Here is a 17455-nt window from a genome sequence, read left to right on the forward strand (position 1 = left end):
TCGGCACCAATTCCAACGTACGCAGCAATCCGAAATATACGGTTTATACGGAAAGCTACGACCCGCCTGGCGACCTTGATCTGGCAACGACTTATTACTGGGCGGTCGATTCCAATGACAGCGGCACGATATATGCCGGGGATGACTGGAGTTTTACGACATTTCTGAAGTTCAGTGATCGGGTTACCGGTAATATGATGCTGATAAACGATAACGGCGGATGGTGCTGGTATCAGGACGAGAAGATTGCTTACGACCCGGTCGGGCGCAATGTCCTTGCGAGCACAACTGCGTGCTATATCGGTTTCGGCGGAGTCAACTCAACAAGAAATGATGATACGGATGCCACTACATTTAATATCGACACAGGCAAACGGACGCGGACAGTTGCGAAAGAGCCTTACGGCGGCGATGACCATAATATGGGCGCATTCTGGATACGGCCTGACGGCAGGTATCTGCATTTGTATTGCGAGCATTATACACACTATACAACCTTTTATCGTCTGTCCACCTATCCGAATGACGGCAGCACCTGGAACGCGGAGCAATCGTATGACTGGATGACTATCCCCAACAGCCCAGGCGTTGATACCATTTATCCCGATAGCAGTTATACCAATATTATTTATCTGTCGGGCGAGGGAACCCCCGGAGTGGGACGATTGTATAATATTCACAGAATTTTCGGGAGAACTCCATGCCTTGCTTATTCTGACGACTGGGGCGAGAACTGGATCTATATGGGGCGGCTTAATGGTATCACAGGAACCACGAGTTATTCCAACTTTTATCATAAGTTCATAGGCAATGGCGTTGACCGGATTGACTTTATCGGCACTGAACAGCATCCGCGCAACTACAACAACGGTGTCTATCACGGCTATATAAAGAACGGCAAGAGCTACAATTCTTACGGAGTTGAAATCGACACTATTAACGACCAGGATGCCCCTTCCATACAGGCATTTACACCGGTATTTATCCCTGACCCGACGCAGGCAGCCGGGACGTATCATACGGGTTGGACTAATGAGATGCAGCTCGACAAAGACGGCTACCCTGTTTGTCTATACCAGACCCGCTACGGCACAGAGCCATGGGGCAATGGTAGCGGCCAAGCCACCATCGGTGCAGCAGACCATCGCTTCTTCTATGCACGTTTCGACGGGACAACGTGGACTTCCATAGAGTTATGCAAAATGGGAGGAGGGCTTCATCTGCCAGAACAGGATTACCTCGGCATGGGCTGTATACATCCTGACGACGCCAACATTGTTTATGTGGCAACACAGTTCGACCCGCGCGACGACACGGAGTATGAGTATCGTGAGATATTTAAAGGCGTGACTGCTGATAACGGAGAGCACTGGGACTGGACACAAATCACCTTCGATTCGACACAAAATAATACTCGTCCTGCTATTCCCAAATGGGACGCCGACAATACAGCGGTATTCTGGACAAGAGGTAATTGGCAACAGGATAATTACGAAAGGTATGACCTTGTAGTTGTGGGAATGGTTGAGGAAGTAAATAAGACAACGGGTTTAACGACTTATATCGACGCCAGCACGAGCAATACAACAGAGTCAGACGGTTCGGCATTTACGCCGACCGGCCCGAGCGGCAGCGCAGGGGCAGCTGACAGCCAGTGGCACGAATACACAGGATACGGTAACGGAGGCAGCTGTTTCACGGCAGGCGACGGCGGGACAGAGAACGTTCCGACGATAAAGACCACGATAACCGGTCTGGAAGACGGGACGTATGACGTGTTCGCATATTTCTGGTGCGACCCGGCCCAGGACTGGGGAATAAGAGGCGGATTTGAATCAGATGTGGATAGTATGCTGTGCTTCAGCAGGCAATCGGCTCAATTTGCCGAGACATCTCAATTCGCAGGCTCAATTACTAATCTCGGCAACGGAGTGGAGCTTTACCGTGTTTATATCGGCCGCAAGACAGTGAGCGGAGGCACGCCGGTTGTTGTTTATCTTGATAACTATGACAGTGTTTACAATTCCAATGCACCTACCCGCACGACATATGACGGTGTTGGAGTAGCCGGCGTGACAATAGGAAGCGGCTGTACTCCCGGCGACCTCAACTGCAACGGCAAGGTGGACTTTATAGATTTTGCGATACTTGGCCAGGAGTGGCTGACAACATACGATATGTATACATTGGACGATATTGCTGATAACTGGCTGTATGGTACGTAATGCCCGGGTGAATAAGGGCACATTGGCTGAGACCCGTAGTGATTTTTCCCCACAGTTGAAGTGGGGAAAAATCAATTACGGAGGATTTATCATCTAAAATCTGCCTGTATTGATTTATCCTTTCTGCGGAGAGTTATTTTCTTTTCCTGTCCATTCGAGGTGATTGTGTAATCGCCGTAGAACGCACGCGTTTTGAATGTTCCCTTATTGTCGGCTTTGCCGGAAGTTTTGGTCCACCATTTGTTGAAGACGAGGTCGCGATAAGCCCTGCCGAGGGGAGTGATTGACCAGTCTTTTTTCCACAGGGCGGCATTTGGTCTCCACATAGCTCCTGCCCAGAAGCCCCAAAATACGATGGATTCGATGCTTTGGTGCGCGAAGCAAAGGGTGAAGAATTTTCGAAGCTGGCTGACCTTTGTTTTGTCATCTTTGTAATCGAAATCACATTCGGTGATTTTAATTGGAAGGCCGAAGACGGCGAACTGGTCGAGCGTCTTCTGCATTTCGTCGGCGGGGGTAATCCACTTATTAAAATAGCCGAAGTGCCCCTGCATACCTATCCCCTCGATGGGGACGCCGTTTTCGAGAAGGTATTTAATTTGCTTGAAATAGACGAGGGCATTATAGCAGCCATCGACGAGGATGCCGTAATCATTTGCATAGAGGATGATATTAGGATTTCCGCATTTGGCCATATTTGCCATTTCGTTGACGATACCGTAGCCGAGGCGTCGCCGGAAGAATTCGCCATGCACCATTTCGTTGTTGAGGTCGAACTCGTCGATTCGGCCTTTGAAGTGTTTAGTAACGCCTACGGCGCGGCGGTGGATTGCTGCACGCAGCCGGTCATTATCGAGGTTTCTGAGCCAGGGCATAATGTGCTCGTCCATCTCCCAGAAGATACAGTGTCCCCGCATAGGGATATTAAGGTCACGGCAGATTTCCCAGATTCTGTCGGCGACGGTATAATCAACGGCATTTGGTTTCTTTTCGCACTCATACCACTTGAGGGCGTTTTCGTGGACGGCATAGTTGAAGTTTTCGGAGAGGGTTTTGAGAAACATCTTTCTATCACGGCTTTTTAGGGCGTCTTCATCGGCTTCCGCAAGGCGGTTTGTAATCGCGGTGCCGAATTGGAATTCGTGGCGGGTCTGCTGAATTTTAACATTAGAGCCAGGTTTGGTTTTAACTACGATATCGCCCATCCTGATTTCTGCGATACGGGCCTGGATTGCGGAGGGCGTGAGCTTTGCTGAAACATCGCCCAAAGCAAAGGCGGCGGGGTCCGGGTCAGAACTGGTTTTTACAAATTTTGCCTTCATAACTTGTGCTCTTTAATTAAAGTTGAATAACGTTTATGTTTATCATAACGGCCAGTTATCTTTACTTAGAGGGCGAAAAAAGTCAAGCCAAATCGGGACGCGGATGCCGGCTGCAGGTTGCGGGTTGCGGATTTTGCTTTTGCGGGTTAAAATGGATAGAGTTTTTTGACCGCTTGTGTTGCGGGGACATTCTTTACAGAAGGGTCGATAGTGTTAGGAGGATAACTCGTGTTTCTGAAACGTTTGAAGGATTGCCGGAAATTTACAGCCGGTGACGGTTCGATTTTGCGTGAGCTTTTGCATCCTGAAAAAGCGGATTTGCAGATTCGTTACAGTCTGGCTCATGCGAAGGTTGCGAAGGCGCAGAAAACTATCCCGCATAAACTTAAAACTTCTGAGGTGTACTACATAACAGCCGGACTCGGTTTGATGCATATAGATGAGGAGGTTTTCGAAGTTGGTTCTGAGACAGTTATTTATATTCCGCCGGGTTCGAGGCAATATATTGAGAATACAGGAGATTGTGATTTGGAGTTTTTGTGCATAGTGGACCCTGCATGGCGCCAAGAAGATGAGGAGATATTCGAGAGGGTTTAATTTGCGGAAATTTGTTGCAATATTACGGTCCGGCGGTTAAGATTCGAACAAATCGAGAGAGACAGAAATGGCTGAGCCGAGCAGAAATAAAGACAAAGGCGGCAAAACCGCTGTAAGCAAAGTTGTGAACGATTTCGTTAACGGCCTGAGCGAAGAGCACCGTATGCTGATTGTTCTGAAGGCGCAGCTGTATGACGGGACGTGGGAGCCGATGCTCGATGACCTGAAAAACCGGTTGGCCGGCAAGCCGTATATATTTAAGCTGGCAAACCGAATACAAGACGACATCGAACGCATCGAGCAGATGCAGAAATTCGAAGCTGAGCATAAGATTGATTTGGCAGACTATATTGATTTGCCGTGAAGAGGGAAGAAAGAATTTAGGATTTGGAATTAAGAAGAGATTTTGTTTGAGATTCTGCGAGGAGATAAAAAGATGATGAGATGCAGATTGACGTTAGCGGCGGTTTTTTTTGTTTTTTGTGTTGTTACGGCGGGTATGGCTGCGGAGGGTATGCAGCGGCTTGTTTCGCCTGAGCTGCTCAAGCAGGCCGAGCTGGAGATATTGTGGGAGACCAAGCTGCCGATAAAGATGGGGGAGAGTCTGGAAAAATTATTGATACCCTTCGACTGTTCTCAGGGCAGGCTTGGTAATCGCGTCTATGGGCTTTCAGACCGGAATTTTATGATTGGTATGAACAGAGAAACGGGTAATGTGATATTCAAAAGGTCTGTTGCCGCGGCCGGTTTGCCGGTAACGGGGCTGGAGCTTTATAAGGACGAGCTTTTTTCTATAACTGGCGACAAGTTAGTTGAAATCAGCCTGGAATCCGGCGAAGAGCGAAGCGCCAAGCGTCTGGGATTTGGCGTAACTTGTCCTGCCGTCCGCAACAACTCACACTTTTATATCGCGGGTACCGACAAGCGCATGCATGTATTGCGTTCAGAAGACAAGGTCCAGGCGTTTGAAGTGGCTGCCGAGAGTGATTCGGTGATTACTTCGATAGTTGCCGATGAGAGTTCTGTTATCTTTGCCACCGCTGCCGGTAATGTTATAAGTATCACGCCGGACAAGTCCAAGCGACTGTGGCAATTTGATGCTGCCGGCGGTATTGTCGGACCGATTGTAAAAGATGGAGATGCGTTATTTGCCGCCAGCGGAGATACGAACATTTACAGGCTTAACGCACGGACGGGAAAGTTTGTTTGGAAGTATCAGACCGGAGCGAAGCTTGAGAAGGGCCCACAGGTTACCCATGGGGTTATTTATCAATATGTTCGCAATGAAGGTTTGATAGCGCTGGATAAAGAAAACAAGAAGGTTTTGTGGCAATTGGCCGAGGGGATTGATTTACTGGCTGAGGCGAACGGCAAGGCCTATGTGATTACGAAGGCGGGGACGTTAGCAGTGATGGACAACAAGAAAGCCAAGCAGGTATATACGGTAGATATGCCGGGCGTTTCGGCATACGCAACCAATGTGACGGATTCGAAGATATATATTGCAGATAAAAGCGGGCGAATTGCCTGTTTGCAACCCATCAAATATTGAGTGGTGGTTCGTTGTGTTCCAGCAGGCCCGGAGGCGCGGTAAGCTGCACAAGCTGCAAACCCTCGGCTTCGTCCGGGAGTCGAGCTGTAATAAGCCACAGGTTTACGAATCGGGAAGTTTTTGAAAGGAAGAAGAGCAAATGGATGTAAAAATTAAGACGGCGATGATAAGTGTTTCTGAGAAGAAAGGTGTTATTGAGTTTGCAAAAAAGCTAAGTGAAATGGGCGTTAAGATAATCAGCACCGGCGGGACAGCCAAGAAGTTAGGCGAAGCTGGCATAAAAGTTGTCGGCATTGAGGAGGTTACGGGCTTTCCGGAGATGATGAACGGGAGAGTAAAAACGCTTCACCCGAAAATACATGGGGCATTGCTGGGTCTTCGCGATAATCCGGAGCATAAAGCGGCGATGACTAAGCATGATATTTTTCCGATTGAGTTGGTGTGTGTGAATCTTTATCCGTTTGAGGCGACAATCGCCAAGGCGGACTGCACTCTTGAAGAGGCGATTGAAAATATAGATATAGGCGGGCCGAGCATGATTCGCTCGGCTGCGAAGAACCATAAATTTGTAACTGTCGTTACTGATTCGGGGCAGTATGACAGGGTCATTGGGGAAATGCAGGCGAAGAAAGGCGCGGTAAGCGAGGGGCTTCGCAAAGATTTTGCAAGGGTAGCATTCGGGCTGACGGCTTCGTATGACGCTGCGATTGCGAAATATCTTAACGGTAAGGCGGATGTGAAATACCCGGAAAAAGTAACAATTGCCGTCAGGAAAGAACGGGAGCTTCGTTACGGCGAAAATTCGCATCAGAGTGCGGCGTTTTATAAACTGCCGGCCAGCGGCGAGACGTCAATAAGCAGCGCCGATATAATGGAAGCTGAAACGGCAATCAGCTTTAATAATCTTTTGGATACAAACGCTGCATTTGAACTGGTCAAGGAATTTGCTGAGCCGGCGGCAGTTGTTGTCAAGCACCTTAACCCGTGCGGATGCGCTGTTGATGAGGACATCTGCGGGGCGTATCGAAAGGCGTACGAAGGCGATGTTGTAAGCGCGTTCGGAAGTATTGTTGCGCTGAACAGGAAAGTGGATGCTGAACTGGCACGGACGATTATGGAATCATACAGCAAATTCGGCAAGGCCAGAGGCGCCAGCGGATTTTTTGCCGAGGTAATTATTGCACCGGAATTCGAGCAGGAAGCAATTGATATAATCAGGACACTAAAGAGCTGGGGCAACAGGGTACGGCTGATGAAGACCGGGCCGATTGACAGGGCCAAAATTGACGGAGCCGAATTCGATGTTCGATGTGTTATAGGGGGATTACTTTTGCAGCAGCGAGATTTGGCGGGTTGGGAGCCGGAACTGCTGAAGTATCCGACAAAAGCCAGGCCGACAAAAGAGCAGCTTGAGAATTTGCGGATTGCGTGGCTTGTGGCCAAACATACCAAAAGCAATACGATTGTGCTGGTCAAAGACAGAAAGATTTTAGGTACAGGGGCCGGACAAATGAACCGAGTCGAGTCCGGGCTGATTGCTTACAGGCACGCAGGTGACCAGGCGAAGGGTTGTGTGCTGGCGTCTGATGCGTTTTTCCCGTTCCCGGATAATATTGAAAATGCTGCCCAGGCGGGCGTGGCTTGCATAGTTCAGCCGGGCGGCTCTAATAAGGATAACGAAGTAATTGCCGCCGCGGACAAGCACGGAATTGCGATGGTGTTCACGGGCAAGAGGCACTTTAAACATTAAAATAGAGATATTAAAAAAACCCGGCGTGATGCCGGGCTTTTTTTTGTAACCGTTGAGTGTGGGATTTTTACATCCCTGCGGCTTTGCGGAGTTTTTTTACCATGTCGGTTTTTTCCCAGGTGAAGCTTGGTCCACTTCTGCCGAAATGTCCGCCGTGCGAGGTCTCTGCATAAATCGGTCTAGCAAGTTTGAGATGCGCAATCATAGTCTTTGGCGTCAGGGGGAACAATTTGCGTACGATTCGGCTGATTTTCTCTTCGCTGATTTTGGCGGTGCCGTAGGTGTTGACATAAATCGAAAGCGGATTAGCATAGCCGATGACATAGGACAGTTGGATTTCACAGATATCGGCGAGCCTTGCTGCGACGATATTTTTGGCAATATATCGAGCCATATAACTTGCGGTCCTGTCGACCTTAGATGGGTCTTTTCCACTGAAGGCGCCTCCGCCGTGGTGGCCGCGTCCGCCGTAGGTGTCGACGATGATTTTTCTGCCGGTCAGTCCGCAGTCGCCCTTCGGGCCGCCTGTTACGAATCGGCCGGTTGCGTTGATGTGGAATATGGTTTTTTTGTCGACGAGGCGTTTTGGCAGGACGGGCAGAACAATTTTTTCGATGATTTGCTTACGCAATTGTTTGTAGGTAATAGAAGGCGCGTGTTGAGTGGCGATAACGACGGTGTGAATTCGTTTGGGTTTGCCATTTTCGTATTCGACCGTTATCTGGCTTTTGCCATCCGGCCGCAGCCAGGGCAGCTTGCCGTTTTGGCGCATTTTTTCGAGCCGAAGAGTCAAAAGATGCGCAAGCTGAATAGGCATCGGCATAAAAGCCGGGGTTTCGTTGCAGGCGTAGCCGAACATCAAGCCCTGGTCACCTGCGCCCTGCTCTTTGTGCAGACCGGCGCCTTCAGTGACGCCCTGTGAAATGTCTGGGCTTTGTTTGTCGATACCGATAATTACGGCACAATTTTCGGAGTCGAAGCCCATATCGGGGTCGGTGTAGCCGATTTTCTTTATTGTGTCGCGGACGATTGCCGCGATGTTGACGATAGCTTTGGTTGTAATTTCGCCTGCGACTAAGACCATATCGTTTTTGACCATTGTTTCACAGGCGACCCGGCTTTTGGGGTCGCCGGCGAGCATTGCGTCAAGGATGGCATCCGATATATGGTCAGACACTTTGTCGGGATGGCCCATTGTTACGGATTCACTGGTGAAGAGATATTTGCCGGTGTCGCAGTTGGGATTGCTGTAAATTGATTTTTTTGCCATTTGTAATTTGTCCTCTTAGTAATTCGTTGTTTGAAATTTGTTATTAACAGATTATGGACTATCGTTGAGAGTCCAATTGTATGTTATATATTTAACGGAATAATTTTCCCTTTCAAGGAAAGCACGGTCCTGCTCGGAGATATAATTTGCGGCGAGGTTTAAGACGGCCCGGACGGCCGGCCGCTGGTCTTTAAATTTTTTATCTGTGCCGTATTTACTGATAAAATCTTCTCCATACCAGGTCGGGAGAAAGATGGTGGAAAGATGGACTATTTTCTTTTCCCTGTCTATCCTGAATGTGAGCGGGCTTGACAGGAATTTTTTGGCTTGGTCGTCCAACTGCTCATATAGTCTGCTCCCGTAATACGGCTCGTTGCGCAAAGGCGGGCTGGAGAGAGTGGCGTAGGATATGGCAAAAAACACCCGCGGCTCATCAAACTCTTTATGGAAAAACCGTTGTTCAACTTCTTTGAGTGTAAATTCCTCATCCATCACGGTAAATTTGTATTTGTCCCATATACCGTCGATATGCCTGATGCTCTCTGGCCCCCATAAAACACGAAGTATTCGCTGAGACTGGATGGGGTAGTTGTCGACAATTATCTTGAGCATTTTTATGTTGTACGCATTGAGCCAGAAGGCGATTTTGTCCTCTTTGGACCAGGAATTGTAAACATCGGGGTCGAGTTTGGCGAATCCATCCAGGATGCGGTTAATCTCCAGCTTCTTTCGCTTGAGTGTTTTATAATTGACCATTCCCTTATCGTTGGCATAGTTTTTCAAGATGCCGGAGCATTTGTCAGAAAGAGAGACGGCCGAGGGTTTGACGGGAGTATGCGAAACCTCCGAGCAGCCGGCAATGAGAATCAGCACGGCAAGCGAGGTCATAAAAACCAAAGGCTGCACTTCAAAACCAGCGGTTTTTAGTTTTTCATTTTTGGCAGTTCGTTTTGTGAAAGCCATTTTTTTACCTTCCAAAATTCAACGGTATCGAACTGTTGAGACAGCGAATATTATGTAAAGCGGCATAGTAACAGTTTTTACTGTGCTTTTACAGAGAAAAATTAATTTTAGGAGGGATATTTCAGTCCTTTAGGGCGACTAAAAGGGCCATATTGCGTGTTATAAAATTGCCGTAGAATCACATATTTTGAGGCGGTTGCTGTAACGAGGCACGCAGTTTTGGTAAACTTTCCGGATAGTTTTTCTGTATAAATTCGACTATTTTTTCCCTAACGTGGCAGCGGAGACTCCAGGCTGTCGATGCGTCCGGAGCACTCATCAGAGCCCTTAGTTCGAGCGTGTGTTCAGAGGTGTTGGTTGCCTGCAGAACGCATACCTTGCCATCCCACAATTGCGAATCCTTCAGGATTTTTTGAAGTTCAGCCCTTACCGCTTCAACGGGGACTGTATAGTCAACATAAATATATACGGTTCCCAGCAAATCGGCTGTGACTCGGGTCCAATTTTGGAAGGGTTTTTCGATGAAGTAATTTATCGGCACGATTAAACGCCTCATATCCCAGATTTTCACAACAACATAGGTTAAGGTTATTTCTTCAATTCGCCCCCACTCATTTTCCACGATAACCACGTCGTCAATGCGTATCGGCTGAGTAAAAGCTATCTGAAGACCGGCTATGAAAGTTCCAATCGTTCGCTGAGCGGCAATACCGATGACTATGCCGATAATTCCGGCCGATGCCAGGATAGTTGTTCCAAGTTGCCGAACTTTCTCGAAGGTCATCAACATGGTGCCCAAAGCCAGAATACACACTATGATAATCACTATTCGCTTCAAGACAGTTAGCTGAGTGTTGATTTTCCTTGCCCGAAGATTGTCTTTTACGCTGATATTGAAACGACTTAAGACGTATTCATTCAGGATGTACACTGTCTTTATGGATAACAATGAAACCAGGCCTATGAAAAAGAAACTAAGAATTTGTTTTGCATTGGAAAGATATTTTTCAGGCAACCCGGCAGGCAGAGCCAAACGTATAATGAACAATATCACAAGCCACTGCAGGGGTCGGTAGCAATGCTTGATACACAGGTCATCAATAACACTTTTAGTGTGTTTTACAAGAGCCAGCAGGATTCTGTAAATAAGGAAATGACCTATTATGCCCGCCAGCACAAGTATCCCTAAGAACCAAAGTGCCCAATCGTTTATTTGCAGTTCATTCATCGCCAAGTATTCACCTTAATTGCTATTCACCGATTAAAGAATTCAACATATACAGGTAGTCGGAAAGCAAACGAGTTATTAGAAATTTTTCCCTGACAGTTTCTCTTCCCTGACGTCCTAAATTTTCCTTTTCTTTAGGATTTTTCAGCAGATGTACGATCCTGTCTGCAAATCCTTTTGTATCTTTTGGTTCGAGCAAAAAACCGTTTTTGCCATTCTCTATCTGCATAGGTATGCCGCCCACGTTGGATGCTACAACAGGTGTTTTTTTCCAGAGTGCTTCAGTCACAGCAAGGCAAAATCCTTCCCGAGTAGACTTTTGAATCATGACATTAGAGTAATTTTGGATTGCATTTACTAAAGTTTCATTATTCCCAACAACAAATAAAATATCATCTTTTTTGGGAGACTTATTGGCTTTACGCCGAACTTTGTTGTACATACCCAGGCCTTCCGGGTCATCGCTGGCTACATTGTAGCAGAAAAGCAATCTGCAATCGACTTTTTCCTTAACCAGGTTGAATACATCTATCACGCCCTCCGGGTCCTTCCATGGATCAAGTCTGGAGACCTGGGTAATTATCGGTTTGTCCGTAGGTATGCCGGCTGCGGTTATATGCTCGAGAATAGTTTTCTCCGTGATATCCCTGTTTTTCTGGCTGAGGGGATTAATAGCAGGAAACATAAGTCTCTGGTCTATGGGCAGGTCTTTTTTTAAATATTTTTCGCTTGAGAAAACAACCTGGTCGTATTTGAGCAAAAAACCCTTCAGGAAATCCCATAACTGCTCGTGTGGGCTAGTCAGGTCTATATGGCATCGCCATATCCAGGGTTGTCTTTTTCTATAGGACCTTATGAGCGAAAGGGGCTGAGGGTCGTGGATGATTACACAATCATGGTCAAGGTGTGTGAACTTTGAGAAATTCTCGTTTACCCGGAGATATATTTGTTTCTTTTTTTCGGAAAGATTCAGCGGCGCACCCTGAAGTGCGTTGTGAAAGCTTTTTGTAATCTCAAAAAACTCCTGGCTGCCGTGTAAAATTCGCCAGCCGGCGTTTATGCCTACGTCATTCATCAACAGGACGAGAGAGTAAAGAATCTCCGCAACACCGCCGCCCTGATAGGTGGCGTTGAGGTGAACAATGTTTTTGCCGTAGAGCCTCTTAGCTCTGGCATAAATTTCAGCTAACGTTTCATCGGGCACTAGATGACGGAAATCTTCGAGTCTTAACATATTGTTTCCTTAAAGGATTTCATTTTTTGATCAGTTCCTCAAGCAACAATCTAAGCTCATGCACTGAATCCAAATTGAACCGCGCATGTGAAATACCGTATCCTACTCTAATAGAATATGCACTCTCAGGCAATACGGCAAACAAATCTTCGTCGGTGTAATCATCTCCGGCAGCGAAGATAAAGCCCCATTTTTGCTTGTTTATCCATAATTTTGCCACCTGTCCCTTGTTTATAGCGAGGTTTTTAACTTCAAGTATTTTGTTGCCTTCAAACACGCCGATGTCCATGTTCTCCGTCAGGCCCAAAACAGCGTTTTTCAACTCCTGTACCCTAAGACGAGCCAATTCAGGGTTAGATTTACGGAAGTGCCAGACCAAAGAAAAATCTTTTTCTTCTACAAATGAACCCGGCGTGCGGTCAGTATACAGCTCAATAATAGGCCTTATTGTCTGCTTCCAGTCGTTTCGCAGCGGTTCTATCACCTGCCAGTCGGCGGCTTCTTTCTCTTTAATCCAAGCTCCGTGCTCGGCAATTAACGAGGCATTAAGGGTGCCCAGCCAGCGAGTTAAGGTCGCTTTATCCCTGCCGCTGATTATTACTATTTCGTTTTTAGAATCTGCGGCAAGAGTCTGCAGTAAGGTAAAAAGGTCTTTGTCTGGGGTGGCTTTTTCCGGTCTGTCGGCAAAACCCACAAGTGTTCCGTCATAGTCAAGCAGGAATAATCGTTTCGAACTCTTATCATACTCATTGCCCAATCTTTGCCTGAGAGATTTATCAAGCTTGCAGACAGAAAGTTCTTGCTGAATCTTTCTTACCCCGGCCAAGGCTTCCACAAAATCGTGAGCCCATCTTTTAACAGTATACCGTGAAAGCCTTTTCTGCATCGACCTGTTACGGTCGATTTGTTCTTCTACAGGCATTTCGAGGGCCTCTTTCATCGCATCAATGATAGCCTGCTTATTATTGGTGTTTACCACGATAGCTTCGCCCAATTCGCTTGCAGCTCCCGCCATCTCGCTGAGAATTAAAACTCCTCTGCCGTCTGTTTTTGCCGCAACGAATTCCTTGGCTATCAAATTCATACCATCCCGCAAGGGTGTCACTAATGCCACATCGGCGATGTTATACAAAGCAACGAGTCTCTCAAATGGAATGAAACAATACAGATACCATACAGGTACCCAGCCAATAGCACCATGCTCCCCATTAATCCTGCCCACAAGGCCTTCAACCTGCTTTCTCAATTCCACATAGTCACCAACATCTGTTCGAGAGGGAACGGCCACGAGAATCAGAGTAACCTTCTTCTTGTATTTAGCATTCTGTGACAAAAACAAATCGAACGCTTCGAGTCTCTGAACAATACCCTTGGTGTAGTCTAATCTATCGATGGATAAGATTATTTTTCTCTCACTTACCTTTTTGCGAATTGTGGTTAATGCTTTTCCTACCTTCGAGTCCTTCGCCGCGTTCGAGTATTTTTCGTAATCAATCCCCATCGGGAATGCGTCTACTTTTATAACCCTATCGCCTATTGTCAACGCACCCATAGAGTGCTCAGTTCCTTTTATTCGGGCAGTACTGCTGAGAAAATGCCGCACATAATCATACGTGTGGAACCCTATCAAATCTGCGCCAAGCAGGCCGTTTAGTATTTCTCCACGCCAGGGCAAAAGACGAAACAACTCAAAAGAGGGGAAAGGTATGTGAAGAAAAAATCCAATTTGCGCATTCGGCAGCTGCTTTCGTATAAGCTCGGGGAGCAGCATCAGATGATAGTCATGGATCCAGATGTGGTCATCGGGTCCGGCTATTTTTACAACGGCATCGCAGAAGGCTTTATTGACCTGCGTATAGGCCTGCCAATATCGCTCTTCATACACAGTATATAAAGGAAAGTAGTGAAAGAGAGGCCAAATGGTTTTGTTACAAAAGCCGTTATAATAATTTCGAATATCCTTTGCAGAAAGAAAAACAGGATACCAATTTTGCTTCCTTAGTTGGTCCGAAATTTGATGTTTTTCCTGTTCGGAGGTTTTATCGGCAGCGATGGCAGGCCAACCTACCCAGCGGTTTTGATAGGATTCGCAGAGCGAATGTAACCCAGTAACCAAACCGCCTGCGCTTGGCTGAAGGTGTAAAGCATTCGAACGTTTCGTAACATTTACAGGCAATCTGTTTGAGACTGTTATCAGCATAATCGTAACCTTCTCACATCGCCGCACGATGTAAGAAAAACCATACTAATGGTTCATGCAATATTTTTACAGAGAAAAATAATTTTTCGGCGTGTTATCTTAACCCTTCAGGACGGCCAGCGGGACCATTCGAGCGACGGCCTTGGCCCAGCCGCATTCGATGACAATCCGCACGACCTCGTCGATGTCTTTGTAGGCAGCCGGAGCTTCTTCCTTGATTTTGTGCCTGTCGGCGGTGATGAGCTTTATGCCTTTCATACTGCGTTTGAATTGGTCATCGCTAATGAGTGGCGATGCAATGATTTTGCCTCTGCGCGATTTTCCCAGTGCTGCGGTGCGACTCATAACCCTGCCGGCCCCGTGATTGACCGAGCAGAGAGATTCTTCGGAATTGCCGGTGCCGACCAGCAGGTAACTTGCTGTACCCATTGAGCCAGGGATTATTACGGGCTGGCCGGTTCTTTCGAAAATGGTGTCAGCCATTCGTTGTTGTCCGAATGCGCGGGTGGCGCCTTTGCGGTGGACCCAGAGTTTTGTGCCGAGGTGGGGCTCAAGTTTTGCCATGTTGTGGGGGACATCATAGACAAGCTGCATCGGCGTCGGGCCGAACATCCTGTTGAAGCAACGTCTTACAAGCAAGGCCATGATGTGGCGATTGGTAAATGCAAAGTTGGCGGCAGCAGCCATTGCGGCGATATAATTTTTACCGGCGCTGGAGTCGGTCGGCAGATAGGAGAGCATTTTTTTTCGTTCAGTCATCTCCGGTCTTTGTGCGGCGATATTCATATACTCGTCAGCGATTTCATAGCCGAACCGGCGGGAGCCGGAGTGTATCATCACAACGATTTGGTCCTTAAAAAGGCCGAAAGTTTCTGCCAAAGACTTGTCGAAAATCTGCTGAACGTGTTGAATTTCGATGAAATGGTTTCCGCCGCCGAGGGTTCCGAGCTGGGCAGAGCCTTTTTGTATCGCTGCGTTCGGGACTGAAGCGAGGTCGCTGGGCAGGCAGCCGTTTTCTTCGATTCTTTTCAGGTCGTCGGTAAATTCATCTTGGTTGAATGCCTCCCAGGCCGGGTGACTGCTTCTTTGCGCGAGCGTTGGTATTGAAGCCACGCCCTTATTAACAACGGCTTCAAGTCCAGTTTTGTCTAATATCAGGTTGGATTTGCCTTCGCCGAGCGGGATATCTCTGGCGATAGAGAGGGCGATTTTTTCGGTGTCGATACCGCCTTTGGAAAAAGGAGTACGTAAGAGCCGCATACCGCAGTTTATATCGTATCCGACAGCGGCGGGCATTATGGCGGTGTCCAGTCCTAAAACGGCGCCTATTGGTATGCCGAAGCCGACATGGATATCGGCAGTGGCGAGAACTTTCTTTGCCGGCGGCAAAGAGGCGGCGTCACAAAGCTGGCGGACCGCATCAGGTTCGAGGCTGATGGACTCTGATACAAAAATCATCGCATCTGTTATCATTTGACCGCAACGCTCTATATGGACTCTCATGGGGTCTGTGCGAGTGAGTTGGACTGACTGTTCGGACATTAGAAAACCCTTAATAGGCTCTTAGATATTATTATAGTGAATTTTATGCTTGTGTGAACAGAAGCTATTGAGAATATTGTAAAGAAAAGCGGCCTTGACGAAGGATAAGTGCTCCGAATTAACTTGACAGATGATGGTTTTAACGATACCTTTAGTGTGATTGTAGACAGGACTATCAGAAAAGATGTTTGCTTTTGAGGATGCAGGGAATAATGAATAATAAGCGGATAATTTTTGCTGTTGTGGGGGTATTTTTAGCCTTTGTAGTTGTTTCGCGATGCCAGGCTGTTGATACAGGGCCGATTGATAAGGTACGTGATAAGGGTGTGCTCGAAGACTCAGATTTGCAGATTATCGAAGATTTTGTTGCGGATGGGGTAAGTGAACTGGCGAAAACCCAGGATTTTACCTCTGTAGCGAGGATTCGCGCGGTAATCCATGCCCGCAGCAGCTCTGATAAGGAAAGCGCCGAAGCCCAGTATAAGGGACAATTTTCTGAATCGGCATATAAGTACATATCCGAGGCACTTGAGGCAGCGAAGAAGTTAACGCCGGTGGAACGCCGGTTCCAGGTTATTCTTAATCTTTTGATTCTGACAGATTCTCTGCACGACCTGCGGCTGGCAGATTTGGCTATGAAATGGATCGAAGATGAAAATGAGGCTATTCGGTACTGGGCGGTTCATTGTATTACCAACGCTGGCATCGTAGAGCAGTTGAATTCCAAAGAAGCCGCTAATCAAGAGCTGGCTGGAAAAATCACAGAGCAGCTAAGCAAGGTCGTTGAGAGCAGCAGTCCTGAGACATTAGCCTTGATGGCCGAATTTGCAGCCGGTGTGGACATTACGCGGGGAGAGGAACTGCTGCTGCAGATAGCTGATATGCGAATAAAGAGATATGCAGATTGGACGGTTAAGTATGAACTTTTGGATAGCACCATCTTAAAATTGCTTGATGGTAAGATTCCTCTCGAAAGTGCAAGCAAACCTGATGTTGGCCGCCGTTTTGGGCAATTATATTCGTATGTGATACAGAGATATGTCAAGGGGCAGGATGTACTAAACGATACCCAAAATAATCAACTGGCTTCGGTATTGGTTGAGACGGAAGCGTCGTGTATTGTCAGGCGTTTGAAGGTTACCCAATCGGTTGTGAAGAATGCTGTTGAGCAGGGTGATTTTGCGGCCCTTATGCAGGAACACGGCAGAATGCTTGGGGACGAAGCAAAAGCCGGCCAATTGTCGTTGAAGCTTAACTTTGACTACGGCAAGAGACCGGATGGCGGCAGGCGTGTTGCACCGCTTGTTTTACCGGGTCCGCCCAAAGAGTTGGCGAGTGCAGATAATTGAATACGCACGGCGCGACACGCAAGAAGTAAATCCGCCTCCGGCGGATAAATAAGCTTTCGCAAAGGGATTTTGCGTTGAGGTTACCAAGCGTAGCAGTTACATTTACAACGGCGTTGATTACCGGATGCGATTGTTCGCCGTTTGAGGAGGGGAAAACGGGATTTGTCATAAGCTTAACAGAATTTCACGCGAAGAACAGCCTTATACGTTTTTATTTACCAAT

General features: G+C 47.4%; 13 protein-coding genes. 6 read left to right on the top strand and 7 right to left on the bottom strand.

Features of this window, described 5'->3' with window-relative positions:
• A partial coding sequence (locus PHG53_09750) for a hypothetical protein (protein ID MDD5381902.1) occupies positions 1-2225 on the top strand: 2225 nt, incomplete at its 5' end.
• A gap of 89 nt (positions 2226-2314) precedes the next feature.
• On the opposite strand, the gene PHG53_09755 is transcribed toward PHG53_09750, so the two are convergent.
• Complete coding sequence (locus PHG53_09755; GenBank protein MDD5381903.1) at positions 2315-3547, bottom strand: endo-1,4-beta-xylanase; 1233 nt, start codon at positions 3545-3547, stop codon at positions 2315-2317.
• A gap of 228 nt (positions 3548-3775) precedes the next feature.
• Here PHG53_09755 and PHG53_09760 point away from each other — a divergent pair, with 228 nt between their 5' ends.
• The 4 genes from PHG53_09760 to purH all read left to right on the top strand — a co-directional run bounded on the left by PHG53_09760 (position 3776) and on the right by purH (position 7446).
• Entirely contained in the window at positions 3776-4144 is a 369-nt protein-coding gene (locus tag PHG53_09760; protein MDD5381904.1) for a cupin domain-containing protein, read from the top strand.
• Positions 4145-4211: 67 nt separating this feature from the next.
• A complete protein-coding gene (locus PHG53_09765; protein ID MDD5381905.1) occupies positions 4212-4508 on the top strand; it encodes a hypothetical protein in 297 nt (98 codons plus the stop codon).
• Between the two features lie 72 nt (positions 4509-4580).
• A complete protein-coding gene (locus PHG53_09770) occupies positions 4581-5696 on the top strand; it encodes a PQQ-binding-like beta-propeller repeat protein (GenBank protein ID MDD5381906.1) in 1116 nt (371 codons plus the stop codon).
• A gap of 139 nt (positions 5697-5835) precedes the next feature.
• A complete protein-coding gene (purH, locus tag PHG53_09775; GenBank protein MDD5381907.1) occupies positions 5836-7446 on the top strand; it encodes a bifunctional phosphoribosylaminoimidazolecarboxamide formyltransferase/IMP cyclohydrolase in 1611 nt (536 codons plus the stop codon).
• A 67-nt stretch (positions 7447-7513) separates the two neighbouring features.
• On the opposite strand, the gene metK is transcribed toward purH, so the two are convergent.
• The 6 genes from metK to PHG53_09805 form a co-directional block, all read right to left on the bottom strand.
• On the bottom strand, positions 7514-8716 hold the full coding sequence (gene metK / locus PHG53_09780; GenBank protein MDD5381908.1) for a methionine adenosyltransferase: 1203 nt from the start codon (positions 8714-8716) through the stop codon (positions 7514-7516).
• A gap of 51 nt (positions 8717-8767) precedes the next feature.
• Positions 8768-9679 (bottom strand): DUF547 domain-containing protein, encoded by a 912-nt coding sequence (locus PHG53_09785; protein ID MDD5381909.1) that lies wholly within the window; start codon positions 9677-9679, stop codon positions 8768-8770.
• Positions 9680-9857: 178 nt separating this feature from the next.
• Positions 9858-10907: a mechanosensitive ion channel gene (locus PHG53_09790; protein MDD5381910.1), complete on the bottom strand. Its 1050-nt coding sequence runs from the start codon at positions 10905-10907 to the stop codon at positions 9858-9860.
• Positions 10908-10929: 22 nt separating this feature from the next.
• The gene (locus tag PHG53_09795; protein ID MDD5381911.1) at positions 10930-12141 is read right to left on the bottom strand and encodes a glycosyltransferase; all 1212 of its coding nucleotides are present in this window, start codon (positions 12139-12141) and stop codon (positions 10930-10932) included.
• 19 nt (positions 12142-12160) lie between these two features.
• Positions 12161-14341, bottom strand: coding sequence for a bifunctional alpha,alpha-trehalose-phosphate synthase (UDP-forming)/trehalose-phosphatase (locus tag PHG53_09800; GenBank protein MDD5381912.1), 2181 nt, complete (start codon positions 14339-14341; stop codon positions 12161-12163).
• Between the two features lie 99 nt (positions 14342-14440).
• On the bottom strand, positions 14441-15883 hold the full coding sequence (locus PHG53_09805) for an RtcB family protein (protein ID MDD5381913.1): 1443 nt from the start codon (positions 15881-15883) through the stop codon (positions 14441-14443).
• Positions 15884-16095: 212 nt separating this feature from the next.
• Here PHG53_09805 and PHG53_09810 point away from each other — a divergent pair, with 212 nt between their 5' ends.
• Positions 16096-17232 (top strand): hypothetical protein, encoded by a 1137-nt coding sequence (locus PHG53_09810; protein MDD5381914.1) that lies wholly within the window; start codon positions 16096-16098, stop codon positions 17230-17232.
• Positions 17233-17455 lie beyond the last annotated feature (223 nt).

The organism is Phycisphaerae bacterium, assembly GCA_028714855.1.
In the GTDB taxonomy this organism is placed as follows: domain Bacteria; phylum Planctomycetota; class Phycisphaerae; order Sedimentisphaerales; family Anaerobacaceae; genus CAIYOL01.

Bases quoted from the DNA above. Each gene is read 5' to 3' on its own strand.
- PHG53_09805 (MDD5381913.1), bottom strand. From the start codon at position 15,883: ATGTCCGAACAGTCAGTCCAACTCACTCGCACAGACCCCATGAGAGTC.
- metK (MDD5381908.1), bottom strand. From the start codon at position 8,716: ATGGCAAAAAAATCAATTTACAGCAATCCCAACTGCGACACCGGCAAA.
- purH (MDD5381907.1), top strand. From the start codon at position 5,836: ATGGATGTAAAAATTAAGACGGCGATGATAAGTGTTTCTGAGAAGAAA.
- PHG53_09755 (MDD5381903.1), bottom strand. From the start codon at position 3,547: ATGAAGGCAAAATTTGTAAAAACCAGTTCTGACCCGGACCCCGCCGCC.
- PHG53_09790 (MDD5381910.1), bottom strand. From the start codon at position 10,907: ATGAATGAACTGCAAATAAACGATTGGGCACTTTGGTTCTTAGGGATA.
- PHG53_09770 (MDD5381906.1), top strand. From the start codon at position 4,581: ATGATGAGATGCAGATTGACGTTAGCGGCGGTTTTTTTTGTTTTTTGT.
- PHG53_09800 (MDD5381912.1), bottom strand. From the start codon at position 14,341: ATGCTGATAACAGTCTCAAACAGATTGCCTGTAAATGTTACGAAACGT.
- PHG53_09765 (MDD5381905.1), top strand. From the start codon at position 4,212: ATGGCTGAGCCGAGCAGAAATAAAGACAAAGGCGGCAAAACCGCTGTA.
- PHG53_09785 (MDD5381909.1), bottom strand. From the start codon at position 9,679: ATGGCTTTCACAAAACGAACTGCCAAAAATGAAAAACTAAAAACCGCT.
- PHG53_09810 (MDD5381914.1), top strand. From the start codon at position 16,096: ATGAATAATAAGCGGATAATTTTTGCTGTTGTGGGGGTATTTTTAGCC.
- PHG53_09795 (MDD5381911.1), bottom strand. From the start codon at position 12,141: ATGTTAAGACTCGAAGATTTCCGTCATCTAGTGCCCGATGAAACGTTA.